Origin of the sequence: Thioalkalivibrio thiocyanodenitrificans ARhD 1 (assembly GCF_000378965.1) — a bacterium.
In the GTDB taxonomy this organism is placed as follows: Bacteria; Pseudomonadota; Gammaproteobacteria; order Ectothiorhodospirales; family Ectothiorhodospiraceae; genus Thioalkalivibrio_A; species Thioalkalivibrio_A thiocyanodenitrificans.
Genome location: NZ_KB900536.1, coordinates 2,498,394 through 2,520,375 on the forward strand (window position 1 = coordinate 2,498,394; position 21,982 = coordinate 2,520,375).

The 21,982-nt window shown below is 65.3% G+C and carries 26 protein-coding genes; 19 read left to right on the forward strand and 7 right to left on the reverse strand.

The genetic code is table 11. The features are described from left to right. Nucleotides 1-15 precede the first annotated feature (15 nt). The 4 genes from THITHI_RS0111865 (at nucleotide 16) to THITHI_RS0111880 (ending at nucleotide 4,895) form a co-directional block, all read left to right on the forward strand. Complete coding sequence (locus THITHI_RS0111865; RefSeq protein WP_018233317.1) at nucleotides 16-1,104, forward strand: aspartate/ornithine carbamoyltransferase family protein; 1,089 nt, start codon at nucleotides 16-18, stop codon at nucleotides 1,102-1,104. Between the two features lie 183 nt (nucleotides 1,105-1,287). Next, nucleotides 1,288-3,300 carry an asparagine synthase (glutamine-hydrolyzing) gene (asnB, locus tag THITHI_RS0111870; protein ID WP_026186296.1) on the forward strand — a complete coding sequence of 671 codons (2,013 nt, stop codon included), beginning with the start codon at nucleotides 1,288-1,290 and terminating at the stop codon, nucleotides 3,298-3,300. A 111-nt stretch (nucleotides 3,301-3,411) separates the two neighbouring features. Then, a complete protein-coding gene (locus tag THITHI_RS0111875; protein WP_018233319.1) occupies nucleotides 3,412-4,335 on the forward strand; it encodes a mechanosensitive ion channel family protein in 924 nt (307 codons plus the stop codon). 38 nt (nucleotides 4,336-4,373) lie between these two features. Then, entirely contained in the window at nucleotides 4,374-4,895 is a 522-nt protein-coding gene (locus tag THITHI_RS0111880) for a DUF302 domain-containing protein (protein WP_018233320.1), read from the forward strand. Nucleotides 4,896-4,920: 25 nt separating this feature from the next. Here the strand turns inward: THITHI_RS0111880 and THITHI_RS0111885 are convergent, their stop codons facing one another. After that, a complete protein-coding gene (locus tag THITHI_RS0111885; protein WP_018233321.1) occupies nucleotides 4,921-5,286 on the reverse strand; it encodes a hypothetical protein in 366 nt (121 codons plus the stop codon). Nucleotides 5,287-5,649: 363 nt separating this feature from the next. On the opposite strand from THITHI_RS0111885, the gene cobA reads away from it, so the two are divergent. The 10 genes from cobA (at nucleotide 5,650) to THITHI_RS20265 (ending at nucleotide 13,585) form a co-directional block, all read left to right on the forward strand. Then, on the forward strand, nucleotides 5,650-6,441 hold the full coding sequence (cobA, locus tag THITHI_RS0111890) for a uroporphyrinogen-III C-methyltransferase (RefSeq protein WP_018233322.1): 792 nt from the start codon (nucleotides 5,650-5,652) through the stop codon (nucleotides 6,439-6,441). Beyond that, complete coding sequence (locus THITHI_RS0111895; RefSeq protein WP_269646184.1) at nucleotides 6,425-6,766, forward strand: c-type cytochrome; 342 nt, start codon at nucleotides 6,425-6,427, stop codon at nucleotides 6,764-6,766. The genes cobA and THITHI_RS0111895 overlap by 17 nt, the downstream gene beginning before the upstream one ends. Further along, nucleotides 6,763-7,962 (forward strand): cytochrome D1 domain-containing protein, encoded by a 1,200-nt coding sequence (locus THITHI_RS0111900; RefSeq protein WP_269646185.1) that lies wholly within the window; start codon nucleotides 6,763-6,765, stop codon nucleotides 7,960-7,962. Before THITHI_RS0111895 ends, THITHI_RS0111900 begins: the two co-directional genes overlap by 4 nt. A gap of 11 nt (nucleotides 7,963-7,973) precedes the next feature. Continuing rightward, nucleotides 7,974-8,429, forward strand: a complete 456-nt coding sequence (locus THITHI_RS0111905; RefSeq protein WP_018233325.1) for an Lrp/AsnC family transcriptional regulator — start codon at nucleotides 7,974-7,976, stop codon at nucleotides 8,427-8,429. After that, complete coding sequence (ahbB, locus tag THITHI_RS0111910; RefSeq protein ID WP_083908781.1) at nucleotides 8,426-8,992, forward strand: siroheme decarboxylase subunit beta; 567 nt, start codon at nucleotides 8,426-8,428, stop codon at nucleotides 8,990-8,992. Before THITHI_RS0111905 ends, ahbB (THITHI_RS0111910) begins: the two co-directional genes overlap by 4 nt. Further along, nucleotides 8,982-9,452: an Lrp/AsnC family transcriptional regulator gene (locus tag THITHI_RS0111915; RefSeq protein ID WP_018233327.1), complete on the forward strand. Its 471-nt coding sequence runs from the start codon at nucleotides 8,982-8,984 to the stop codon at nucleotides 9,450-9,452. Before ahbB (THITHI_RS0111910) ends, THITHI_RS0111915 begins: the two co-directional genes overlap by 11 nt. Before the next feature lie 4 nt (nucleotides 9,453-9,456). Further along, complete coding sequence (gene ahbB, locus THITHI_RS0111920; protein ID WP_018233328.1) at nucleotides 9,457-9,987, forward strand: siroheme decarboxylase subunit beta; 531 nt, start codon at nucleotides 9,457-9,459, stop codon at nucleotides 9,985-9,987. Between the two features lie 10 nt (nucleotides 9,988-9,997). Further along, a complete protein-coding gene (nirJ, locus tag THITHI_RS0111925; protein WP_026186302.1) occupies nucleotides 9,998-11,224 on the forward strand; it encodes a heme d1 biosynthesis radical SAM protein NirJ in 1,227 nt (408 codons plus the stop codon). 43 nt (nucleotides 11,225-11,267) lie between these two features. Next, nucleotides 11,268-12,770 carry a nitrite reductase gene (locus THITHI_RS0111930; RefSeq protein ID WP_018233330.1) on the forward strand — a complete coding sequence of 501 codons (1,503 nt, stop codon included), beginning with the start codon at nucleotides 11,268-11,270 and terminating at the stop codon, nucleotides 12,768-12,770. A 428-nt stretch (nucleotides 12,771-13,198) separates the two neighbouring features. Further along, complete coding sequence (locus THITHI_RS20265) at nucleotides 13,199-13,585, forward strand: hypothetical protein (protein WP_083908720.1); 387 nt, start codon at nucleotides 13,199-13,201, stop codon at nucleotides 13,583-13,585. Nucleotides 13,586-13,928: 343 nt separating this feature from the next. Here THITHI_RS20265 and THITHI_RS0111935 read toward each other — a convergent pair whose 3' ends face one another. Next, nucleotides 13,929-14,909 carry a hypothetical protein gene (locus tag THITHI_RS0111935; protein ID WP_018233331.1) on the reverse strand — a complete coding sequence of 327 codons (981 nt, stop codon included), beginning with the start codon at nucleotides 14,907-14,909 and terminating at the stop codon, nucleotides 13,929-13,931. 355 nt (nucleotides 14,910-15,264) lie between these two features. Here THITHI_RS0111935 and THITHI_RS0111940 point away from each other — a divergent pair, with 355 nt between their 5' ends. From THITHI_RS0111940 to THITHI_RS0111950, 3 genes are all read left to right on the forward strand, one after another. Further along, nucleotides 15,265-16,137, forward strand: coding sequence for a DMT family transporter (locus THITHI_RS0111940; RefSeq protein ID WP_198005645.1), 873 nt, complete (start codon nucleotides 15,265-15,267; stop codon nucleotides 16,135-16,137). 129 nt (nucleotides 16,138-16,266) lie between these two features. Further along, complete coding sequence (locus THITHI_RS0111945; protein ID WP_018233333.1) at nucleotides 16,267-16,893, forward strand: LysE family translocator; 627 nt, start codon at nucleotides 16,267-16,269, stop codon at nucleotides 16,891-16,893. A 93-nt stretch (nucleotides 16,894-16,986) separates the two neighbouring features. Beyond that, on the forward strand, nucleotides 16,987-17,364 hold the full coding sequence (locus tag THITHI_RS0111950) for a VOC family protein (protein WP_018233334.1): 378 nt from the start codon (nucleotides 16,987-16,989) through the stop codon (nucleotides 17,362-17,364). A 218-nt stretch (nucleotides 17,365-17,582) separates the two neighbouring features. Here the strand turns inward: THITHI_RS0111950 and THITHI_RS0111955 are convergent, their stop codons facing one another. Next, nucleotides 17,583-17,789: a dodecin gene (locus THITHI_RS0111955; protein ID WP_018233335.1), complete on the reverse strand. Its 207-nt coding sequence runs from the start codon at nucleotides 17,787-17,789 to the stop codon at nucleotides 17,583-17,585. A gap of 139 nt (nucleotides 17,790-17,928) precedes the next feature. Here THITHI_RS0111955 and THITHI_RS0111960 point away from each other — a divergent pair, with 139 nt between their 5' ends. Both THITHI_RS0111960 and THITHI_RS0111965 read left to right on the forward strand, forming a co-directional pair. Further along, entirely contained in the window at nucleotides 17,929-18,687 is a 759-nt protein-coding gene (locus tag THITHI_RS0111960) for a ParA family protein (RefSeq protein ID WP_018233336.1), read from the forward strand. Between the two features lie 14 nt (nucleotides 18,688-18,701). After that, entirely contained in the window at nucleotides 18,702-19,499 is a 798-nt protein-coding gene (locus THITHI_RS0111965; protein WP_018233337.1) for a DODA-type extradiol aromatic ring-opening family dioxygenase, read from the forward strand. On the opposite strand, the gene THITHI_RS0111970 is transcribed toward THITHI_RS0111965, so the two are convergent. Genes THITHI_RS0111970 through THITHI_RS0111985 form a run of 4 tightly spaced genes read right to left on the reverse strand, consistent with a single transcriptional unit; the run spans nucleotide 19,465 to nucleotide 21,939 of the window. Further along, on the reverse strand, nucleotides 19,465-20,229 hold the full coding sequence (locus THITHI_RS0111970) for an ABC transporter ATP-binding protein (RefSeq protein ID WP_018233338.1): 765 nt from the start codon (nucleotides 20,227-20,229) through the stop codon (nucleotides 19,465-19,467). The two genes, THITHI_RS0111965 and THITHI_RS0111970, sit on opposite strands and share 35 nt — an antisense overlap. Next, nucleotides 20,226-20,747, reverse strand: a complete 522-nt coding sequence (locus THITHI_RS0111975) for a gamma-glutamylcyclotransferase family protein (RefSeq protein WP_018233339.1) — start codon at nucleotides 20,745-20,747, stop codon at nucleotides 20,226-20,228. The genes THITHI_RS0111970 and THITHI_RS0111975 overlap by 4 nt, the downstream gene beginning before the upstream one ends. Then, nucleotides 20,744-21,070 (reverse strand): Rieske (2Fe-2S) protein, encoded by a 327-nt coding sequence (locus THITHI_RS0111980; RefSeq protein WP_018233340.1) that lies wholly within the window; start codon nucleotides 21,068-21,070, stop codon nucleotides 20,744-20,746. Before THITHI_RS0111980 ends, THITHI_RS0111975 begins: the two co-directional genes overlap by 4 nt. Continuing rightward, nucleotides 21,067-21,939 (reverse strand): PfkB family carbohydrate kinase, encoded by an 873-nt coding sequence (locus tag THITHI_RS0111985; protein WP_018233341.1) that lies wholly within the window; start codon nucleotides 21,937-21,939, stop codon nucleotides 21,067-21,069. Before THITHI_RS0111985 ends, THITHI_RS0111980 begins: the two co-directional genes overlap by 4 nt. Nucleotides 21,940-21,982: the final 43 nt, after the last annotated feature.

The following is a 21,982-nucleotide window of genomic DNA, read 5'->3' on the forward strand; positions in this document are numbered from 1 at the left end:
GAAGAGAGGCACGCCATGGTAGTTCCAAACGATCCGCAGCTGGAGCGTCCGCTGCAACCCAAGGACGGCACCGCAGGCATCGAACGCCCGCGCGCCCTGTTCGAAAGCCTGCCCGAGGACCCTCGCCCGCTGATGTCGCTGTCCAGCCGTCACGTGGTGTCCTCGCGCCAGTTCGACCGGGACACGCTGCTGCAGGTGTTCCGCCTGGCCGCGCAGTTCGAGAGTACGCCGGCGCTGCTGCACCCGCCGCTGGCGGGCAAGATCCTCATCAGCGCTTTCTATGAGCCCAGCACGCGCACCCGCCTGTCCTTCGAGAGCGCCTGGCATCGGCTGGGCGGGGACATTATGTCCATTACCGATCCCAAGAGCACGGGCATGGCCAAGGGCGAATCCCTCTCGGACATCGCCGAGATGTTCAACAACTACGGGGATGTGATCGTGCTGCGCAACAGCGAGGCCGGCTCCATCTACGAGATGCTGGACTCCCTGCGCATTCCCATCATCAACGCCGGTAACGGGATCGATGAGCATCCCACCCAGGCAATGGCGGACGTCTACGCCATGCTCAAGTGGCGCCCCGAGCTGGCTCGCCCGGACCTGCCGGCCGCAGAGCGGATCCGGATCGGCATCATCGGCGTGCCGAGCCGCATGCGCACGGTGCGAAGCCTGTTGCTGCTGCTCACCCTGTTCTCCTCGTCCGTCGAAGAGGTGGTGATCCTCAGCCGGGAAGACGATCTCTTCGACGAAGGGCAGCGCGAGGAGTTGGCCGGCGCGGGCCTGAATATCCGGGTCGCCACGGATCTGGATGGTGAGTTGCCCGGTCTGGACGTGGTCTACATCAACGCCATCGCCTGGGTGGGCGATACCTTCGAGGCCATGGGCATGGACATGCGCCTGACCCCCGATTCACCGCTCAAGGAAGGTGCGATCATCCTCCACCCGCTGGCGCGCGGCGAGGAGTTGTCCACGGACCTCGACAAGACACCCCACAACTGGTACTTCGCCCAGGCGCGTGGCGCGGTGTTCATCCGCATGGCCCTGCTCACCTGCATGGTGCGCCGGATCAGCGAGGTGATGGACACCCCGGACCCGTCCCGGGCCTGAATTGATTCAACGGCTGCCGCGAAGATGCGGAGTAAAGCGATCCCGGGATGCCGCCGGGATCAGGCATCGGGGATTCGCCGCCCGCGGGGCGCTTCTTATCCTCCGGATCCCGACACCCGCTTTCCTCCGCGCCTCCCCGGCAAGCCTTGACCCTGATTTCCGATTTCGCAGGAGAATGCACACATGTGTGGAATAGCTGGCGTGATGAACGCCGACCCCAATCAACCCGTCGATCCCGAGACCCTGGTGGCCATGGCGGCCATCCAGTATCACCGCGGGCCGGACGGTTTCGGTTACCGGGTGGAGAAGGACCGTGGCGTGGGTTTCTCCCATGCCCGGCTCACCATCATCGACCTGGACGAGAACCGCGGCCGCCAGCCGTTCGTCTCCCATGACGGGAACCTGTTGCTGGCCGTGAACGGCGAGCTCTACGACTATAAGCGCATCCGCACCGAACTGACCTCCCGGGGCGCCAAGTTCCGCACCAAGAGCGACTCGGAGATGGTGCTGCATCTGTATGAGCGCTACGGCCTGGAGGAGACGCTCAAGCAGATGCGCGGCGAGTTCGGCGTGGCCCTGTACGATCGTGCCCGCGACCGGCTCATGCTGATCCGCGACCGTTTCGGCGTGAAGCCCCTCTACTGGACCGAGGTGGATGGCCGGATCGTCTTCGGTTCCGAGATCAAGGTGCTGTTCGCGCACCCGGCCGTGCCGCGCCGCTTCAATGCCAGGGGGCTCTATCACCAGCTCATGCAGACGGTGGTTCCCGGCACGACGGCCTTCGACGGCATTCACCAGGTCAAGCCGGGCCACGTGGTGACCATCGAGCGCCGTCACGGCAAGTTCGAGATCCACGACGAGCGTTACTGGGATATGGACTTCCCGTTGCTCTCCGAGCGGGGCGAGCCCGAGGACGACGAGGTCTACATCGAAGGCGTGCGCCGTGAGCTGATGGAGGCCGTGCAACTGCGCCTGGAGGCGGACGTGCCGGTGGCGTGCTACCTCTCCGGCGGAATCGATTCCTGCATCACGCTGGGACTGTCCGCCGCCAACCAGCAGGCGCCGGTCAAGGCCTTCACCATCGGCTTCGACAACGCCGACTACGACGAGACCGCCATCGCTACGGAGATGGCCGAATCCGTGGGGGCCGATCAGGACATCATGCGGCTGAACGCCGACCATCTCTACGACAACCTCGTCGAGACCCTGTGGCACGCCGAGCGCACCATCTACAACACGCTGGGCGTCGCCAAGCTGCTCATGAGCCGGCATGTGAACAAGGCCGGCTACCGGGTGGTGGTCACCGGCGAGGGTTCCGATGAGCTGTTTGCCGGATATCCCGCCTTCCGCCGCGACATGTTTCTGCACGGCCTCGATACCATGGATGCGGCCGAGCGGGCGAGCTGGGAGCAGATGCTGGCCGAGAGCAACAAGCTGTTCTCCGGCGCCATGCTCGCGGAGAACGAACTGAACGATCCGGCCCTGAACGACCTGGTGGGCTTCACGCCGTCCTGCCTGCAGCCGTGGCTGGCGAGCGCAGCCCATGTGCCCGGTCTCCTGTCCGCGGCCATGCGCGAACAGGTGAAGGGCTATGAACCGGGGCGTGCCATCGCGGAGGCGCTGGACGGCGACATGATCGAGGGGCGCCATCCTCTGGACAAGGCCCAGTACGTGTGGATCAAGACCATGCTGGAAGGGCAGATCCTCACCTGGGGCGGTGACCGGGTGGACATGGCCAACTCCATGGAGGCGCGCCCGCCGTTCCTCGACCATCACCTGGCCGAGTTCGCCACGCGGATTCCGCCTTCCATGCGCATTCGCGGCCGTACGGAGAAGTACGTGCTGCGCGAATCCATGAAGGGGCTGCTGCCCAAGGTGCTCTACGAGCGCGAGAAGTTCGCGTTCATGGCGCCCCCGGCGCATACGGATCCGAAGAAGTGGGCGGCCATGCGTGCGCTGGCCGATGAGTACCTGTCCGACGAGGCCATCGAGGCCGCCGGCCTGCTGGACCCCGCGGGCGTGAAGGCGCTGTTCGATCTGCACGAGGCCGAGGACACCACCGTCTCCACCCAGGTGCAGCTGGATGCCGTGATCAACCACATGATCGGCGTGCAGGTCCTGCACCGCCACTTCGTCGCCCGGGACGTTCCGGCGCTGGCGCGGCAGAAGGCGAAGGAACTGGGGTGGGCGGCCTGAAAGTGGGAGGTGTGAATTGGGAAGTTGGAGAAGAGATCCTGACTTCCCACTTCTAAATTCCAACTTCGCACTTCGTTCGACCATGTAGATACAACCGCTGGAGCATCAAACATGGAACTCGTCCTAGAATACTTCGAACAGGTTCAATGGGACGATCTGATCTTCTCGACCCTGCGTATCCTGCTGATCCTGGTGATGGCCTGGGCGGTTATGTATGCCGTGCGCACGGCGCTGTCGCGTATGGAACGGCGGCTCGTCGAGCGGGGCAAACAGCAGGGGGACGTCCCCTCGGAGGCCAGCAAGCGCGCCGAGACCCTGGTGCGGCTGCTGCGCCAGGCGGTGATGATCGTCGTCTGGGTGATGGCCCTGCTGGTGATCCTCAACGAGTTCGGCGTCTCGGTCACGCCCATTCTGGCCTCGGCCGGCGTGCTGGGGCTTGCGGTGGGCTTCGGCGCCCAGAACCTGGTGCGGGACATCATCAGCGGCTTCTTCTTCATCCTGGAGAACCAGGTGCGGGTGGGGGACGTGGTGGTGGTCAACGGCACCGGCGGGCTGGTGGAGTCCATCAACTTCCGGACACTGGTGCTGCGCGATCTGGAAGGCAAGGTGCACATCTTTCCCAACGGCACCATCGACGCGGTGACCAACCTTACCCGGGAATGGTCCGCCTACGTGTTCGACATCGGCGTGGCCTACAAGGAGGACACCGACAGGGTGGTGGATATCCTCAAGGCCGTGGGCGAGGAGATGAGGGCCGACGCGGAATACGGCCCGAACATCATCGAGGACATGGAGATCTTCGGCGTGGACAGGTTCGGGGATTCCGCGGTGGTCATCAAGGGGCGCATCAAGACCCGGCCCATCAAGCAGTGGTACGTGGGACGCGAGTTTCTGCGTCGCGTCAAGTATGCCTTCGACGCCCAGGGTGTGGAGATCCCCTTCCCGCATCGCACCCTCTACTTCGGCGAGGCAAGCCCTCCCTTCCTTGCCCGGATGCTCAACCGGGAGCCGGCTTCCACGGACATCGATCAATAACCGCACAGATCCTTCTCAATCACTAAGGAGTCGATACCATGCACGACAGCATCGCACTGCGCGCACGCAACAACAGACGCCCGGTCCTCGCGATCCTCGGCCTGCTGCTTGCGCTGGCGTGGGCGCTCCCCGGCCTCGTGATGGCCCAGGGCGGCGCCGCGGATCAGCCTCAACTGGTACAGGTCGTCAAGAGCAACAAGTCCTTCCCCGAGACCCTGAGGGTCTTCCGGGAGGAAGTGGTCAAGGCGGGTTGGAGTGTGCTCAATGTCAACAATATGGCGGGCGTGCTGTCCGAGCGGGGCTTCACCCTGGATCCGGTGGTGATTCTGGATGTATGCAGCGGCAAGTACAGTGCGCGGATTCTGGGCAATGACGACTATCGCCCCATCTCCGCCTTCATGCCGTGCCGCGTGAGCATCTACCAGACCTCCGGCGGGGAGGTGTTCATCGCCCGCATGAACACCGGTGCCTTCGTGGACATGATGCCGCCTGAGGTGGCCGAGATCATGTCCGCGTCTGACAGCGAGATCGAGGAGATCATCGCCAGGACGGTTCGCTGATCGGGTCGGGCCGCGTCCCGCGACATTAGCGGCTCAGTGTGCCTTCCGCCACCCTGTTGCCATTGGAGTAGATGGCGATCTGATCGCCGTCACGCGTGAGTTCCATGCAGGCCTTGTTGCCCGCCAGCCGGCCGCTCAGCCACTCTCGGCAATACTGGCCGTTGTCGCTGACCCACCAGCGCGCCGATGCGCCGTGGCCGTCGACCAGTGAGCCATCCGGGTGAAACTCCAGTACATAGGCCGATTGGCTGCGCAGATAGATACCTGAAAGTGTGGCGCCGCTGAGCAATGCCTCCACCTCGGCATGATCGCGAAGGTAGTCCTGGGCCGCCACCGTGCCCCCCGATATGGTCAAGGCCAGAAACGCCAGACGTGTGATCGTGGGCGTCATGAGGCGTCCTCGTCGGTCCGAAAGGGATTTCAGCATAGCGCACATCAGCCGGCCCATCACACCGGCCGTGCATGCCGGGCCGTTCGGCTGGGGCGGCCGCGATGCGGCGTTAAAGATGTACTGTGGATACAAAATTTGACCGATATCAAGGCGCTGCACCCCGGTGGGCAATCAATAATGGAAGCCAGAAGGGGCCCGGTCCGCGGGACATTGGACACATTCGGTGACCACCACGTGCCACATGCTCGTGGTCAGCACACGAAACTTCAATGCAGACAGCATGTTAGCCTGTGAGGAACGATGCACCGATGGACCTGCCCGGATCGCCGGTGATGCGCTTACGAGACAAGATGTGGTGAAGAAATGACCGATAACTCCTGCGTCTATCTGGTGGGAACGGGACCGGGTGACCCGGACCTGCTGACCATCCGGGCACTGCGGCTGATCGAGCGGGCCGATGTGGTTGTCTATGATCGGCTGATCTCCAGGGGTGTGCTGGACCTCATCCCGGCGGGCGCAAGCCGGATCTACGTGGGCAAGGAGACGGATCGCCACACCCTGCCCCAGGACGAGATCAACCGGCTGCTGGTCAGGGCGGCCGCCAGGGCGCGGGTGGTGGTGCGGCTCAAGGGCGGTGATCCGTTCGTGTTCGGACGCGGCGGCGAGGAGGCCGAGTACCTGCGCCGGCACAACGTGCGCTTCGAGATTGTCCCGGGCGTGACCGCGGCCACCGCCGTTACCGCGTATGCCGGCATTCCGCTCACCCATCGCGGGCTGGCGACCGGCGTGCAGATCATTACCGGCCACAGCCGCAGCAACCTGCCCCTGCCCCATGACTGGGCGCGTCTGGCCAATTCCGACCATACGCTGATCATCTACATGGGGCTCTCCAATATCGACGAGATCAGTGCCCGGCTCATCCAGGCTGGCCTGTCCGGCGACACGCCCGCCGCGGCAGTCCAGGATGGCGCGACCACGCAACAGCGGCGCATCATCACCACGCTCGCCGAACTGGGTCCGCGGGCCCGCGAGGCGAAGTTTCGCCCGCCGGTGCTGTTCATCGTCGGCAGGGTGGTGTCCATGGCCGCGGCGCTGGACTGGTATCGCCCCGAGTCCCCGGAGGCGCGCGAGGACGCGCGTGAGCAGAGTGCGTAACCGGATGTCCGCATGGCTGCTGCTGGGCGCGCTGCTGAGTCTGCCGGCGGTGTCCCCGGCGGAGCCGCAGCTCAGTGAGCCGCGCAAGGCCGAGCTGCGCCATCTGCTCAAGCAGGACTGCGGCTCCTGCCACGGCCTGACCATGCGCGGTGGGCTGGGCCCGCCGATCACGCCGCAGGCCCTGGCCGAACGCGACCGGGAGACCATGGTGGCCACCGTCCTGTACGGGCGCCCCGGCACGCCCATGCCGCCCTGGTCTACTATCCTGACGGAGGACGAGGCGAGATGGCTGGTCGATCTGCTTTACGAGGGGGATATCCGGTGAGACCTTTGGAACGACTCGGGCGGTGGCTGACACTGGTGCTGCTCATGGCCCTGGGCCAGGCCGCGGTGGCCGGTGGCGAGGCGGGGCAGTTGCGCGGCACCGGCGACCTGGGCGTGATCGTCGAACGGGCCACCGGCAGCGTGCAGATCGTCGACACCACCACCCGCGAGAGCCTTGCGCGGATCACCGGCCTGGGCGATCTCTCCCATGCCTCGGTGAAGTACTCGCGCGACGCGCGCTACGCCTACGTGTTCGGGCGCGACGGCGGCCTCACCCAGTTGGACCTGCTCACCCGGCGCATCACCAATCGCATCATCCAGTCGGGCAACAGCATCGGCGGCGCCATCTCCCAGGACGGCCGCCTGCTGGCCGTGGCCAACTACGACCCCGGCGGCGTGAAGGTCTTCGACGCGCGCACCCTGGAACTGGTGGCCGACATCCCGGCGGTGGACGACAAGGGCGAGCGTTCCAAGGTGGTGGGGCTGGTGGATGCCCCGCGCCAGCGCTTCGTGTTCACCCTGTTCGAGGCCGGTGAGATCTGGGTGGCGGATTTCAGCGAGGGCAAGGAGCCGCGCATCACCCGACACCGGGAGGTGGGTCGCCAGCCCTACGATGCCCTGATCACGCCCGACGGGCGCCACTACATCGCCGGCCTGTTCGGCGAGGACGGCATGGCCCTGCTGGACCTGCGCAACCCCGATGCCGGCGTGCAGCGCATCATGGACGGCTACGGCCGCGGCGACGAACCACTGCCGGTGTTCAAGATGCCCCACCTGGAGGGCTGGGCCATGGCGGGCGACTACGCCTTCATGCCGGCGGTGGGCCACCACTCCGTGCTGGTGGTGAACCGGCGCGACTGGAGCGAAGTGGCGCGTATCCCGGTGCATGGTCAGCCCATCTTCGTCATGGCAAGCCCCGACCAGCATGCGGTATGGGTCAACTTCGCCTACCCGGACAATGACACCCTGCAGATCATCGACGTGGACACCCTGGAGATCACCGGCGAACTGAAACCGGGCCCGGCGGTGCTGCACATGGAGTTCACCCCGCGCGGCGAGCACATCTGGGTGTCGGTGCGCGACGCTGACGAGGTGCACATCTACGACGCATACTCCCTGGAGCGGCTCGGGCGCCTGAATGTGGAGAGTCCCAGCGGCATCTTCTTCACCGCCCGCGCCCACCGCATCGGACTGTGAGGCGCGCCCCCGTGGAACTCTCACCCCTGGAGAAGCACCTGCTCAACGACTTCCAGCACCATCTGCCGCTCAGTCCGCGGCCCTATGCGGACATGGCCGCGCAACTGGGGGTCAGCGAGGAGGAAGTCCTCTCCGCCCTTGCGCGGCTTCATGAACAGGGGCTGGTGAGCCGGGTAGGCGCGGTGTTCCGGCCCCACAGTATCGGTGCCAGCACCCTGGCCGCCATGGCGGTGCCGCCGGAGCGGCTCGAGGCGGTGGCCGGGCTCATCAACGGTTACCCGAACGTCAATCACAACTACGAGCGAGAACACGCGTACAACCTGTGGTTCGTGGTGACCGCCAGGGACGAGGACGAACTGTGCGCGGTGCTCGAGGACATGGAGAGCCGCACGGGCATTCCCATCCTCGCCCTGCCGTTGCTCGAGGATTATCACATCGACCTGGGGTTCGACCTGCGATGGACATGAACCGGTTCAGGAACCATCTGCGAGGCATTCGCGGGCGGGTCGGGTCGCTGGACCGCACCGACATCGCGCTGATCGGGGCCATCGAGAAGGGCCTGGCGCTCACGCCCCGGCCCTATGCGGAGATCGCCCGCCGGCTCGGGCTGAGCGAACAGCAGGTGGTGGATCGCCTGGCGGCGTTGCGCGACCGCGGTGTGATCAAGCGTCTGGGCGTGGTGGTGCGCCACCGGGAACTGGGCTACCGGGCCAACGCCATGGTGGTCTGGGACGTGCCGGACGACAGAGTGGCCGAGCTGGGGCCGCGCTTCAGCCGCTATGACTTCGTCACTCTGTGTTACCGGCGGCCCCGCCAGCTGCCGGAATGGCCTTACAACCTGTTCTGCATGATCCACGGCAAGTCCCATGACGAGGTGCGGGCGCGCATCGTGCAACTGGTGCAGGAATGCGGCCTGCGGTCCGTCGACCACGAGGTGCTGTTCAGCCGCCGCCGCTTCAAACAGTGCGGTGCGCGCTATCACGGCAGCGATGCGCCCCGGCCGACGTGCGAGGCGGGCTATGGCACATGAGGCCCCCGCCGGTGCACTGGACGCCCTGGACCGGCAGATCATCAACACGCTGCAGGACGGATTCCCGATCTGCGAGCGGCCCTACGCGCAGGTGGCGGCTCGACTGGGCACCGACGAGCAGACCCTGATCGGGCGTCTCGGGCGCCTGCTGGATGAACGTTTCCTGACCCGCTTCGGTCCCATGTATCAGGCGGAGCGCCTCGGGGGCGCGTTCTCCCTGGTGGCCATGCGCGTGCCTGCCGGAGACTTCGAGCGCGTCGCAGGCATCGTCAACGGATTCACCGAGGTGGCCCACAACTACGAGCGCGAGCACGCGTTCAACATGTGGTTTGTGCTCGCCACCGAGACCCCGCAGGCCATCGCCGAGGTGCTCGAACGCATCGAGCAGGCCAGCGGTTATCCCTGCTACAACATGCCCAAGCTCGAGGAGTATTACGTGAGGCTCAAGTTGCCCGTCTGACCTCATGAACCGCGCGACATCACAACCGACCCCGCCCTCGCGGCCGGATGACGAGGCCCCCATCGACGCCCTGGACCGGGCGTTGATCGTCGCCACCCAGTCCGGCCTGCCATTGGTCCCGGAGCCGTATCATGCGCTGGCCGGGGAGCTGGGCGTCGACGCGCAGGAGGTCATGGACCGGCTGCGCAGCATGCAGGAACGGGGCATCATCCGGCGCATCGCCGCGGTGCCCAACCACTACCGGCTGGGATTCACCCACAACGGCATGAGCGTGTGGAATGTGCCCGACGACCGCATCGGCGAACTGGGCCCCCGGGTGGGGGCCCTGGATTTCGTCAGCCACTGCTATCACCGGCCGAGACATCCGCCGCACTGGCCCTACAACCTGTTCGCCATGGTGCATGCGGACAGCCGCGAGGAGGCCGAGCGCAAGGTGTGCATCATCTCCGAACTGCTGGGGCCGGACGATCTGGGCCACGAGGTGCTGTTCAGCCGGCGCATCCTCAAGAAAACCGGCCTGCGACTGACGGCCTGAGGACAAGACCATGTTTAGAATCAGCCAGTACATGCGCGAACTCCACAGCCTGGTCGAGGGCGCCGACGCGGTCTTGCCGCCCCACCGCCGGCCCCCGGGGCCGGTGGTGATCTGGAATCTCATCCGGCGCTGCAATCTCACCTGCAAGCACTGCTACTCCATCTCGGCGGACAAGGACTTCCCGGGCGAGCTGAGCACGCAGGAGGTGTTCACGGTGATGGACGACCTCAAGGGCTTCGGCGTGCCGGTGCTGATCCTCTCCGGCGGCGAGCCGCTGCTGCGACGGGACATCTTCGAGGTCTCGCAACGCGCCAAGGCCATGGGTTTCTACGTGGGCCTTTCCACCAACGGGACGCTCATCACCCGCGACAACATCGGGCCCATCGCCGAGGTGGGCTACGATTACGTGGGCATCAGCATCGACGGCATCGAGGAGACCCATGATCACTTCCGTCGGCGCAAGGGGGCGTTCGAGGAGTCCATGAACGGCATCCGCCTGTGCCGGGAGAACGGCATCAAGGTGGGCATGCGCTTCACCATCACCATGGACAATGCCCACGAACTTCCCGAACTGCTCGCCCTGATGGAGCGCGAGGACGTGGACAAGTTCTACCTGTCGCATCTGAACTACGCCGGACGCGGCAACCGCAACCGCAAGGACGATGCCTTTCACCAGGTCACCCGCCAGGCCATGGACCTGCTGTTCGACACCTGCTGGCAGGATGTCCGGGCCGGGCGCCACCGGGAGTTCGTCACCGGCAACAACGACGCGGACGGCGTGTACCTGCTGTTCTGGGTGGCGCGCCACTATCCCGAGCATCTTGACTACATGCGCGCCCGGCTCGAGCAGTGGGGCGGCAACTCCAGCGGCGTGAACATCGCCAACATCGACAACCTGGGCAACGTCCACCCGGACACCTTCTGGTGGGACTACAACCTGGGCAATGTGCGCGAGCGCCCCTTCTCAGACATCTGGCAGGACACCCGCGACCCGCTCATGGCGGGGCTCAAGGCCGCGCCCCGGCCGCTCAAGGGGCGCTGCGCCGAATGCGCGTACCGGTCGGTGTGCGGCGGCAACACACGGGTCAGGGCCTGGCAGCTGACCGGCGACCCGTGGCAGGAGGATCCGGCCTGTTACCTCACCGACGAGGAGATCGGCGTCAGCGGCACGGGCGAGCGGCTGCAGATGTTCCCCTACTCGCGCCGCAGCATCCCGGAGAAGTATGACTTTCGATGAAACCGGGCCCCGACCGGGGCCCGAAACCGGCGGATGATACCCGATGCGCAAGCTCCCTCTACGTCACGTTGTTGCCGCGCTGTTGTGCGCGGTGGCTCTCCTGTTGATCTCGTCGCCGGGCCTCTCGGCGGAGGCCAAGCGGCTCTACGAGCAGCACTGTGCCAGTTGTCATTCCGCCGACCGGCTCGGCGGCATGGGCCCCGCGCTGTTGCCGGAGAACCTGCGGCGCCTGCGCCCGGACGCTGCCACCGAGGTGATCGCCGACGGCCGCATTGCCACCCAGATGCCGGGCTTTTCGCACGAACTGGATGCCGAACAGATCAGCCTGCTGGTGGACTTCATCTACGAACCCCTGGCCGAGATGCCCGTCTGGGGGATGGCGGAGATGGACGCCTCCCGGGTGGTGCACCATGAGCGCAGTGAGCTCAGTGATACGCCGCTGTTCGACGCCGATCCCCTGAACCTGTTCATCGTGGTGGAGCTGGGCGACCATCACGCGAGCCTGCTGGACGGCGACAGCCTGGAGGTGCTCACCCGCTTCCCCACCCGCTACGCGCTGCACGGCGGCCCCAAGTACGAGCCCGACGGGCGTTTTGTCTACTTCGCCTCACGCGACGGCTGGATCAGCAAATTCGACGTCTACAACATGAAGACCGTGGCCGAGATCCGCGCCGGCATCAACACCCGCAACGTGGCCGTCTCCGGCGACGGCCGTTATCTGCTGGTGGGCAACTATCTGCCCCACAGCGCCGTGCTGCTGGATGCCGGGGACCTCACCCCCCTGAAGATCCTGGAGGCGCGCGACGCGGAGGGAACCTCGTCGCGGGTCAGCGCCGTCTACACGGCCGCGCCGCGCGAGAGCTTCATCGTCGCGCTCAGGGATGTGGCCGAGGTGTGGGAGATCGGCTACGGGACACCCGGGTTCCCCCTGCGGCGCATCGAACTGGACGACTACCTGGACGACTTCTTCTTCGACCCCGGTTACCGGCACCTGATCGGCGCGGCGCGCAATGCCAACAACGCCCAGGTGGTCAACCTGGACGAGGGGCTCAAGGTGGCCGAACTGGATCTCACCGGCTTGCCGCACCTGGGTTCCGGGATCAGCTGGGAGTACCGCGGCCGTCCGGTGCTCGCAACCCCCAACCTTCGGGAGGGGCAGGTCAGCGTCATCGACATGCAGGAATGGAAGATCATCGAGCGCATCGACACCCTGGGCCCGGGTTTCTTCATGCGCAGCCATGGCGACTCGCCCTATGCCTGGGTGGATGTCTTCTTCGGCCCGAACAGGGACGCGGTGCACATCATCGACAAGAACACCCTGGAGATCGTGCGCACCCTGCGCCCGGCGCCCGGCAAGACCGCCGCGCACGTGGAATACGACCGCCACGGGCGCTACGCCATCCTGAGCATCTGGGACGACGACGGCGCAATCGTGATCTACGACGGCGACACTCTGGAGGAGGTCAAGCGCATTCCCATGAAGCGCCCGTCCGGCAAGTACAACGTCTACAACAAGACGCGCCTCGACCCCGGTACCAGTCATTGAGGAACGACAGGGCCGGAAGGCATGCAGCGGGGTGAAGACCCGATCCGGTCTTCGGCCTCCAACACACAGAAGAAAGACGGTACCCGCTCCAGGGCGCCGGCTCCTGACGCCGCCTTGATCCGGCCCCCGTTTTGCGCCTTAATGAACGCTTCAGTACACCGCACATCCCGGCGCCGCCCCGCGCCGGGATGCCGTGTTTCTCCAACGGCCCCGGATTGATATCAGAACGAGCGAGGCCGTACGGGAACCGGGAGGGGAGGGATCCTGCGCATGACAGTTCCTCTTCGTACTGCCGGGCATCCTGCCCGGGATACCGCCGTATGCAATCTGACGCCCGGCGGCTGCGCCTGATTGGGTGATCGGCTGATGCAGGCTGTCACCCATTACTGCGGCGTCAGTCTATTACACGGTTATGCCCTTTAAAGGACATGAGTCTTAAAGCCAAAAAACTCCGGAAGGCGCTCAGTAAGAGCGCGAAGAAGGGCTTCCGTGGCTACCCAATAGCGACGATCGCCCTCTATGGCCCAGACGACAAAACAGCCACTAAGGTGGTCGCGAGTATCGTTGCTCACGAGGATGCCGAGCCGGATGCGATGAAGAAGTGGTACTCCGACAAGGATCTAAGAAATAATGAATCCATTTTAAGTGGTATAAAGGATTTTCTCGCTGCTCATGGCGCCCGGTCCGTTGTAATGCCTGACCGCATTATCGGTTGTCCTCACGAGGAGGGAGTGGACTACCCAGAAGGACAAGAATGTCCAACCTGCCCTTTTTGGAAAGGCCGGGATCGCTGGACAGGAGAAAGGGTCCATTAAGGTCCCCCTAGACAGAGCATAGCAACCACGTCGAGCCGGCGGCTTACCCTTCCGCTGCGCTACAGGGAAACACGCGGCTCATATGGACGTATGCGGCTGGGGCGAAGGAGCGATCCTGGTGACAAACCAGAAGCGATCCCACCCACTTCAAGGCGCTGAGAGGCGAGGCATCCAGGCGCAGCCGGCGACGGGTGTAGAGATGCCGGATTTGGGAGTGTTTCTCGGACGAGAACGGGACAGATCAACGCCCGGTGAGCGCCCTCTACATGCATTCGCCAGATGAAGAGCGCAGCCAATCCTCAGATCAGGCCTGATGGGATGCAGAGAATGGCGGGCGTGCTAACTAACTGAGCAGTTCGCGGCAGACGGCGAGATTGGGTGTTCGTCGATAACCGAGGGCTTGGCAGGCGGCCCTGAGCCGGTAGGCGGCCCCGACCAGTCCCTTGAAGCGGCTTTCGAAGTGGCGCGTCATGTAGACCCAGTGACGCGGATCGATATCCAGGCGCTCCAGGATCGGGGGCAGGCTGGCGGGGATGGCGCCGCACTTGTCCTCGCGCAGGATCCGCCCGGTCCAGTCGACCAGCTCCAGGTAATCCTCCAGGCGAAAGGGAAGCCCCTTCGGCATTGCCTGGCGGGGATTGCCGACGAAGGGCAGCAGGTGGGCCGGCTGCGTCAGGCCTGTGGCCAGAGCTGCCCGGATCCGTTCCCGTACCGAGGTATGGTGTGAGGTCTCCGGCGTCTCGGCCATGCCGGCGCGAACCGGATTGAGGTCCACATAGGCCAGACAGGCCGCCAGCGCCTTTTCATCGAGCAGGGCCTGGCACTTGAAGCGCCCTTCCCAGAAGCGACCGGTGCATTGATCCTCCTCATTGGCTCCCCGGGCGATGGACTCGTTCAGGCAGCGCATAAACCAGCTGATGTCGCCCAGACGGCTGCGCCACAGGGCCACCAGCTCGTGGACCAGCGCCAGCTCCGCTTGCAGCAGTGTCTCCCCGGCGAGATGGCGTTGTACCAGCGGATGGCCGGTGAACAGTTCCCGCCAGCGCCGGATGACCTCCTTCTCACCCCATCCCTCCGCCCGGGCCCGATCCACATGCAGCACCACATGGTAGTGATTGGACATCACGGCATAAGCGCAGAGATCAATGGCGAAGACCGCCGCCAGCGCCTTCATGCGCGCTTCGATCCACTGCCGGCGGTGCTCGTGGCTTTTGCCCGACTGGGCATCCTCCCCGCAGAGAAAGGCGCGGCGCACGCAGCGCGATACGCAGTGGTAGTAGGGAGTGGCGTCGAGCGAGACGAGGGCTTTCCTTGGCTTGGGCATGATATCGATCCTTGATATCGAACGGGCCTTCAGGTTGGCATACCTGAGATTTGTGGGCAAGCTTGGGGCTGGGTGTCCAGACAGGCATCTAAGAGCGGGTGTCCAGGCAAGCAGTCCTCCGCCAGAAAGATCCCTTCAGCCAAGCATCTATCCGGGCAAAGGTGGGTGTCCGGGCAAGGATCAGGCAAAGGTGGGCAAAGGTGGGTGTCGCAAGGATGGGTGTCCGCCGGAAAGCTCACGGATGGATGTCCGCCAGAAAGATCTGCGGTTCGGAACTCACTTGGAATCAATGGTAGGGGATTTGCAGAATGGTACGGGATTCGGCTGCCCCATGGGGTTAATCTCATCAGACAGGATGGTGAGTCTGAGTACGACGTTCGTGGTGCTTGCGGCACTGTGCTGGGGCCTTTCTGGCGGGATCGGCGGCATTCTCACGGGCCAAGGCTGGGACCCGGTTGTGGTGTCGTTCTACCGGGGCGCCATCGGGTTCTTGTTCGTTCTCGTCTGGCTGGCGTTGCGCCCGCGCGGCAGCGGCCTGGCAAGTCGCCGCTTATGGTTCTGGTCGGCGGTCGCCGGTGTGGGCGTGGCCGGCAACTTCGCATTTTATTTCATAAGCATAGCGGAGGGCAGTGTCGCGGTTGCTGCGACCCTGATGTACTGCGCACCGGTGTTCGTCTATCTCGTGTCCTTCACCCTCAAGCTCGAAAGCCCCACGCTGTTCAAGTGGGCCGCGATCGCGCTGGTGATGCTTGGCGTCGTGCTGCTTACAGGTATTTACGAGATTGGGGCGGGCGACGTCACGCCGATCGCCGCCGGTGCCGGGCTGCTTTCCGGCCTGTCCTATGCGGTGTTCATTTTCGGTTTCAAGTATGCGGCACCTCACGGCAGCCCGCAGGCGATTCTCGTGATAGCGTTCGCGGTGCTCGCCATCATACTTATCTGGCTGGGTGATGCCGATCAGACCGTGGCAGTGCTGAGTACGCCGAGTTGGCCACTGTTCGTGGTGTTGGGGGTGCTTGGCGCCGGATTGTCGTTTATCTTCTATATCGTCGGCCTGAACCATACCGCGCCGGCCGTAGCGTCTGTTGTGGCGATGGTCGAGCCGGTCACCGCTTCGCTATTCGGCGTTGTGGTTCTGAATGAAAGCCTGGTCGGTCTGCAGATCTTCGGCATGGGGCTGATCTTGGTAACGGTCACCGCGCTGAGCGCGTATTCGCGCGCTCAATGAGCCTCTGTCGACTGAATGGAGCTTGTTCTTTGTCGGTTTCCTCGCACTTTCTTACATGCTCATGGCGGCGTACCTGTCATATCGATATGCCGAACAGACCAGTATCCTGATTCAAGCGACATTCGAAAAATGTTTCCCATAGAGATCTGGATTGCATACTCCGTAGCATGCGTTCTTCTCGTGCTCTCGCCCGGTCCGGATAACCTTCTGGCCATCGGCCGGGGACTCAGTCAGGGCCGGTTGGCCGCCTGCGTGTCGGGTATGTCGTCGGGTTCCGGCATTCTCTTCCATGTTGGCGCTGCCACCTTTGGTCTTACGGTGCTGCTACAGACCTCGGTGGTGGCTTTTTGGGTGGTCAAGATCCTTGGCGCTGCCTACCTGCTTTGGCTCGGTATCAAGGTGTTGCGCTCGCGCCAACTCTTTAGCTGTGAGCCGGCGGAAAAAGCCCCGCTGCGTTCGGTCGCCTCAACGGCGTTCCTCTCTGCGGCTCTTAACCCAAAGCCCGGTTTGTTTGTGTTGGCGTTCATTCCGCAGTTCGTCAGCCCGGAGCGAGGCTCCGTCACAGTGCAGATGCTCGTTTACGGAATCTGGTTCGCGCTCCTGACGGCCGTTGGGTTTGCCCTGATGGGCGTATTCGCCTCTGGCCTGAGCGCGTGGCTTCGCGCGCGTCCGCGTATTGTGGCGGGCCTGAACGTCGGCGCAGGTCTGGCATTCGTGGGTACGGGGCTGTCCATCGCAGCCCTCAAGCAGCGGTAGGGGCCCTCGGGTTGTCCCGGTACCCGGTCGTAAACGTAAGGGGTTGTGCTGCAGATGGCTTGAACCGGCGTTAGTCTTCAGGAAGAGGTGCGAATGCACAAAAGCAGACTCGGAAACATCGTCATCGACTGCCAGACTGACGACTTGCTGTCAGAAGCGCGATTCTGGAGTGCCGCACTGGGTTACCCGTTGCCCCGTGATCCGGATGAAACCAGCAACTTTATCCAGCTCGAAACGCCTCCCGGCGATGTACAGGTCATCGTTCAGCGCGTTCATCATGAGGCACGCGCTCACCTGGACATCGAGACAGACTCGATAGAATCAGAGGCGGCGCGATTGGGACAGTTGGGCGCAACAGTCGTATCCCGCAACGACGGATGGGTGGTCATGCAAGCGCCGAGCGGGCATCGGTTCTGCGTGGGCAGTCCCTATCGTGGCGGCTTCGATCAGGGGGCCAGCACCTGGGAGTGATGCCTGGCCATTCCTTCGAGCCTGCGCCGCCGGGCGGCCTGATCTCAGGTGTTAGGGTGCCGGTCCCACACTGTTCGCGCCGCGAAGGCGATGAACCAAGGCCACGAGGGTCGCTTCGGCGTCATGATTCATTCAGGCGGCCCCCCCGGGACATTGCGCCCCATCCGCATCGGGCAGCCCGGCAGTGTTGCACTGCCGGGCTGCCCGTCATGCCGTGCTCAGCCCTCCAGCCGGAATCCGATCTTGAGTGTCACCTGCCAGTGGGCGATCTTGCCGTCCTCGATATGGCCGCGGGTCTCCACCACCTCGAACCAGTCCATGTTCCGGACGGTCTTGGAGGCGCGTTCGATGGCCGTGCGGATGGCGTCATCCGAGCCCGAGGTGGACGATCCGGTGAGTTCCAGGGTCTTGTAGACGTGCGACATGGTGGTTCTCCTTGAGGCTGCTGGTGGATGTCGGGACAGTACCCGTGCAAAGGTCCGACATCCCTGAGAGTAGCGGATGCGCGGCCGCTTCGCCGCCTGCCGAGGGGCATGCATGGCGGGTTTTCGGTATGCTGGATGTATGTATCCGGAAGATGCGGCATTTCGCAAGGTGCTGGTCCTGAATCCGAAGGGCGGGGCCGGCAAGTCGACGCTGGCCACCAACCTGGCGGCCTATTACGCCGTTCGGGGATTGCGCGCCACCCTCATGGACATGGATGCCCAGGGCACGAGTATGCGCTGGCTCGGAAAGCGCGGCGAGGACCGCCCCGGTGTCCATCCCCTGAAGGCATTCGACCTGCCCGCCAACGTGACCCGCAGCTTTGCCATGCAACCGCCCGCGGACACGCAGCGTCTGGTGGTGGACACGCCCGCCGGTGTCTCCCGGGATGAGTTGCGTGAGCTGACGCGCGATGCCGACCGTATCCTGATCCCCGTGTTGCCCTCGGATATCGACATCCATGCGGCCACCCGGTGCGTCGGGGACCTGTTGCTGGCGGCGAAGATCCCCCGCTCGGACAATCGCATCGCCGTGGTCGCCAACCGCGTCAAGCGCAATACCCTGGTGTTCCGTGCCCTGATGCGCTTTCTTACCAGCCTGGAGATCCCGGTGGCGGGCGTGCTGCGCGACTCCCAGAATTATGTGCGCGCCTTCGAGGCGGGCCGGGGGATTCATGAGCTGCGCGGCGGCACCCAGGCCCGGGATGTGGCCCAGTGGACCAGCCTGGTGGGCTGGGTGGAGGAGGGCCGGGTGCCCGCCATCGAGTCGCTCTGGGAGGACCCGGCCAGGGAGCGGAAACCAGGTCCGGAGAGCCTGGTTTCGGACCTGTCCCGCACCTGAGAAGGCTCACCCCCATGGCATCCCCCGTCCTCTATATCCCCCACGGTGGCGGCCCCATGCCCCTGATGGATGACCCCTCCCACCGTGATCTGGTGGCCTTCCTCAAGGCCGTTCCTGCCCGGCTGGGGACACCCGCGGCGATCCTGGTGGTCAGCGCGCACTGGGAGGCGGAGATTCCCACGCTGACCGGTGCGCCCCGGCCGAAGCTGATCTACGACTACTACGGCTTTCCCGACGAGACCTACCGCATTCGCTATCCGGCGCCGGGCGATCCGCAACTGGCGAATCGGCTGCATGGCATGCTGCGGTCGGCGGGCCTCGAAGGGCGTGTGGATGCGCAGCGGGGGTTCGATCACGGCCTGTTCGTCCCCCTCGGGCTGATGTACCCGGATGCCCGCATCCCCTGCATCGAGCTGTCATTGCTCGGACACCTGGAGCCGGGCGCGCACATTGCCCTGGGCAGGGCGCTGGCGGCCGTTCGCGAGGACAACGTACTGGTGCTGGGGTCGGGGTTCTCCTTTCACAACATGCAGGCGCTGCTGGACCCCCGCGTAGGTGATCCCCGGGAGGTCGACGCCTTTCACGACTGGCTGATCGAGACCTGCACGTCGCTCGAACTGGCACCGGCGGAACGCGAGCGCCGGCTGATCGGCTGGCGGGACGCGCCCGCGGCGCGCTTCTGTCATCCCCGGGAGGAGCACCTGCTGCCCCTGCACGTGTGCTATGGGCTGGCGTCAGGCCGCACGCCGGCGGCGCAGGCGGTGTTCGACGGACCGGTCATGGGACGTCGTGCGGTGGCGCTCCTGTGGTGACCTGCCGCGCCACATCCAGGAAGACCTCCTCCAGATTCTGCCGGCCGTAACGCCGGATCAGGGCCGCCGGGGTGCCGGTGTCCACGATCCGGCCCGCGCGCATCATGACCACCTGGTCGCACAGGCGCGTCACCTCCGGCATGTTGTGGGAGGCAAGCACGATGGTGGCGCCGGAGCGTACCCGGTAGGCCTCCAGCCAACCGCGCACCCGGTCGGCCGTGTCCGGATCCAGCGACGCCGTGGGTTCGTCCAGCAGCAGCAACTCCGGTTCGTTGAGCAGCCCCTTGGCCAGCGCCACGCGGGTGCGCTGGCCGGCCGACATGTTGCGGTACGGGCGTTGCAGATGTGCCTCCAGGTCCAGTTCGGCCGCCAGCGCGCGGATGCGCGCGGGCAGGTTGCGCACCCCGTAGAGCCGCCCGTAGACCATGAGATTTTCCCGCACCGTGAGTCGCTGGGGCAGGTCGGTATAAGGGGAGGCGTAGTTCATGCGGCCCAGCACCCGGTAGCGGTGGCGGCCCATGTCCTCGCCCAGCACGCGGATCTCGCCGGCGCTGGGCGTCATCAGGCCCAGCAGCATGGCGAGGGTGGTGGTCTTGCCTGCGCCATTGGGGCCGAGCAGGGCGGTGGTGCTGCCGCGGGGCACGCGGAAGCTGACCTCCTCCACGGCGCGCACCGTGCCGAAGATCTTGGCGAGTCCCGTGACCCGGATGGCCGGTTCGACGGAGGTCACGGGCCGGGCTTCCAGCCAGGCAGATCCGCCAGGTCCGCGAGCATGCGGCGGTGGTGTGCCACCCGTGCCGAATCCGGGTCCGCGATGGCCGGGTGGCCCGCGATGGCTGCGACGTAATCCCCGGGGGCGCCCAGGTACCGGGCGCCGGTGGCGATGAGATCGCGGTACCAGTCATAGGGAACGGCCCGGGTGTCCAGCCGTTCCGGCAGGGCCAGGTAGGTGAAGGCACGGCTGCCGTCCGGCAGCGTCAGTGCGGTAATGCCGTAGCCGCGTTCGGCCTCGTCCAGGGGCCCGCGATCCCGGGCGGGAAAGGTGAAGATGGCACACCACACACGATCCGCGGCCCGCTCAGTGGCCACCAGGTGGCCCTTGCCGGAACCGTCATAACCGCGTTTGTGGAAGGTGAGACGCCAGCCGGTGAGACACACCCGTCCTTCCAGTTCGGCCGTGGGCACACGCTTGCGCAGGCGTTCGGGATGCAGGTTGGAGCCATAGGCCAGGTACCGGAGCCGGTTCATGCCAGCACCACCTTTTCGCCTTCGAGTCGGACGGGCACGGCGCTCAGGGACTGGCGCCGGCACGGTCCGGCGAGGCAGTAGCCGTCGTCGATGCGAAACAGGGCCCCGTGGGTGGCGCAGACGATGTGCTCGCCTTCCTCGTCCAGGAACGCGTCATCCTGCCATTCCAGCGGACCGCCGGTGTGCGGGCAGCTGTTGCGATAGGCCCGCACGATGTCCTGGCGGCGCACCACGAAGATCTCCTCCGGGCCCCGGCCCAGGTCCACGGTCAGACCCAGGGAACCCGTGGCATCCAGTTGTTCGAGTCGACAGAGTTCGGTCATATCACATCCTTCAGTCCGTCCAGCCCCCGTTGACCCACCTTTCGCCCGGCGAGGCGAACGGCCAGGTCCAGGGCCTCCGGTACGTTGCGGCCTCCGGCGAGGCCGTGAATGAGCCCGGCATTGAAGGTGTCCCCCGCCCCCAGTGTGTCGACCACCCGGGGCGGTGCCGCGGCAGGCGCATGATGCATCCCGCCGTCGTGATCCAGTGCCCAGGCGCCCGCCTCTCCCCAGGTACAGACCAGGATCCGCCCCGGACAGTTCGCGCCGGTGTGTTCCAGAAAGTCCCTGGCGCTGTCGAAGCCCCGCCCCCGGGCAAACGGCCTGGAGAAGAGCACCACATCGGGCAGGGAGAACAGCGTGTCCACGTCGGGACGCTCCTTCTCCACTTCCAGGGACACCGGCTGGTCCACCAGCCTGGGGCGCAGCGCGTGCAGCAACGCAGCGGTGGTCCGTGCGTCCCGTGCCTCCAGGTGCACCCAGTCCATGTGTTCCACGGGCACCGTGCGCAGGTGCGCCGCATCCATCTCCGGCAGGTCCCGAAAATGCACGATGGTGCGCGAGCCGGTCCGCGCGCTGAGGGTGACATAGGAGCAGGGAGTGCGGCCCTCGTGCCGGGCGCAGCAGTCCACGCCCACGCCCCTTTCCCTGAGCATGCCCGACAGGCGTTCCCCGTCCGGCTCCAGGGCCAGCACGGCGGCGAGGTCGACCCGGTGCCCGAGCTGCACCAGCACGCGCGCGCTGTTGGCGGCGTTGCCGCCCGGCGTCACCTGCTGCCCTGTGGCCCGCAGTTCCTCGTCCTCCACCGGGTAGTGGTCCACGGTGTTGACGATGTCCATGGTGGCGTTGCCGATGACGAGGATATGGGACATGGGGGAGTGCGCTTGTGGCCACGGGAGTGCGCGCCTAACCTAT

Bases quoted from the DNA above. Each gene is read 5' to 3' on its own strand.
- THITHI_RS0111865 (WP_018233317.1), top strand. From the start codon at position 16: ATGGTAGTTCCAAACGATCCGCAGCTGGAGCGTCCGCTGCAACCCAAG.
- asnB (WP_026186296.1), top strand. From the start codon at position 1,288: ATGTGTGGAATAGCTGGCGTGATGAACGCCGACCCCAATCAACCCGTC.
- THITHI_RS0111875 (WP_018233319.1), top strand. From the start codon at position 3,412: ATGGAACTCGTCCTAGAATACTTCGAACAGGTTCAATGGGACGATCTG.
- THITHI_RS0111880 (WP_018233320.1), top strand. From the start codon at position 4,374: ATGCACGACAGCATCGCACTGCGCGCACGCAACAACAGACGCCCGGTC.
- THITHI_RS0111885 (WP_018233321.1), bottom strand. From the start codon at position 5,286: ATGACGCCCACGATCACACGTCTGGCGTTTCTGGCCTTGACCATATCG.
- cobA (WP_018233322.1), top strand. From the start codon at position 5,650: ATGACCGATAACTCCTGCGTCTATCTGGTGGGAACGGGACCGGGTGAC.
- ahbB (WP_083908781.1), top strand. From the start codon at position 8,426: ATGAACCGGTTCAGGAACCATCTGCGAGGCATTCGCGGGCGGGTCGGG.
- THITHI_RS0111915 (WP_018233327.1), top strand. From the start codon at position 8,982: ATGGCACATGAGGCCCCCGCCGGTGCACTGGACGCCCTGGACCGGCAG.
- ahbB (WP_018233328.1), top strand. From the start codon at position 9,457: ATGAACCGCGCGACATCACAACCGACCCCGCCCTCGCGGCCGGATGAC.
- nirJ (WP_026186302.1), top strand. From the start codon at position 9,998: ATGTTTAGAATCAGCCAGTACATGCGCGAACTCCACAGCCTGGTCGAG.
- THITHI_RS0111930 (WP_018233330.1), top strand. From the start codon at position 11,268: ATGCGCAAGCTCCCTCTACGTCACGTTGTTGCCGCGCTGTTGTGCGCG.
- THITHI_RS20265 (WP_083908720.1), top strand. From the start codon at position 13,199: ATGAGTCTTAAAGCCAAAAAACTCCGGAAGGCGCTCAGTAAGAGCGCG.
- THITHI_RS0111935 (WP_018233331.1), bottom strand. From the start codon at position 14,909: ATGCCCAAGCCAAGGAAAGCCCTCGTCTCGCTCGACGCCACTCCCTAC.
- THITHI_RS0111940 (WP_198005645.1), top strand. From the start codon at position 15,265: ATGGTGAGTCTGAGTACGACGTTCGTGGTGCTTGCGGCACTGTGCTGG.
- THITHI_RS0111945 (WP_018233333.1), top strand. From the start codon at position 16,267: ATGTTTCCCATAGAGATCTGGATTGCATACTCCGTAGCATGCGTTCTT.
- THITHI_RS0111950 (WP_018233334.1), top strand. From the start codon at position 16,987: ATGCACAAAAGCAGACTCGGAAACATCGTCATCGACTGCCAGACTGAC.
- THITHI_RS0111955 (WP_018233335.1), bottom strand. From the start codon at position 17,789: ATGTCGCACGTCTACAAGACCCTGGAACTCACCGGATCGTCCACCTCG.
- THITHI_RS0111960 (WP_018233336.1), top strand. From the start codon at position 17,929: ATGTATCCGGAAGATGCGGCATTTCGCAAGGTGCTGGTCCTGAATCCG.
- THITHI_RS0111965 (WP_018233337.1), top strand. From the start codon at position 18,702: ATGGCATCCCCCGTCCTCTATATCCCCCACGGTGGCGGCCCCATGCCC.
- THITHI_RS0111975 (WP_018233339.1), bottom strand. From the start codon at position 20,747: ATGAACCGGCTCCGGTACCTGGCCTATGGCTCCAACCTGCATCCCGAA.
- THITHI_RS0111980 (WP_018233340.1), bottom strand. From the start codon at position 21,070: ATGACCGAACTCTGTCGACTCGAACAACTGGATGCCACGGGTTCCCTG.
- THITHI_RS0111985 (WP_018233341.1), bottom strand. From the start codon at position 21,939: ATGTCCCATATCCTCGTCATCGGCAACGCCACCATGGACATCGTCAAC.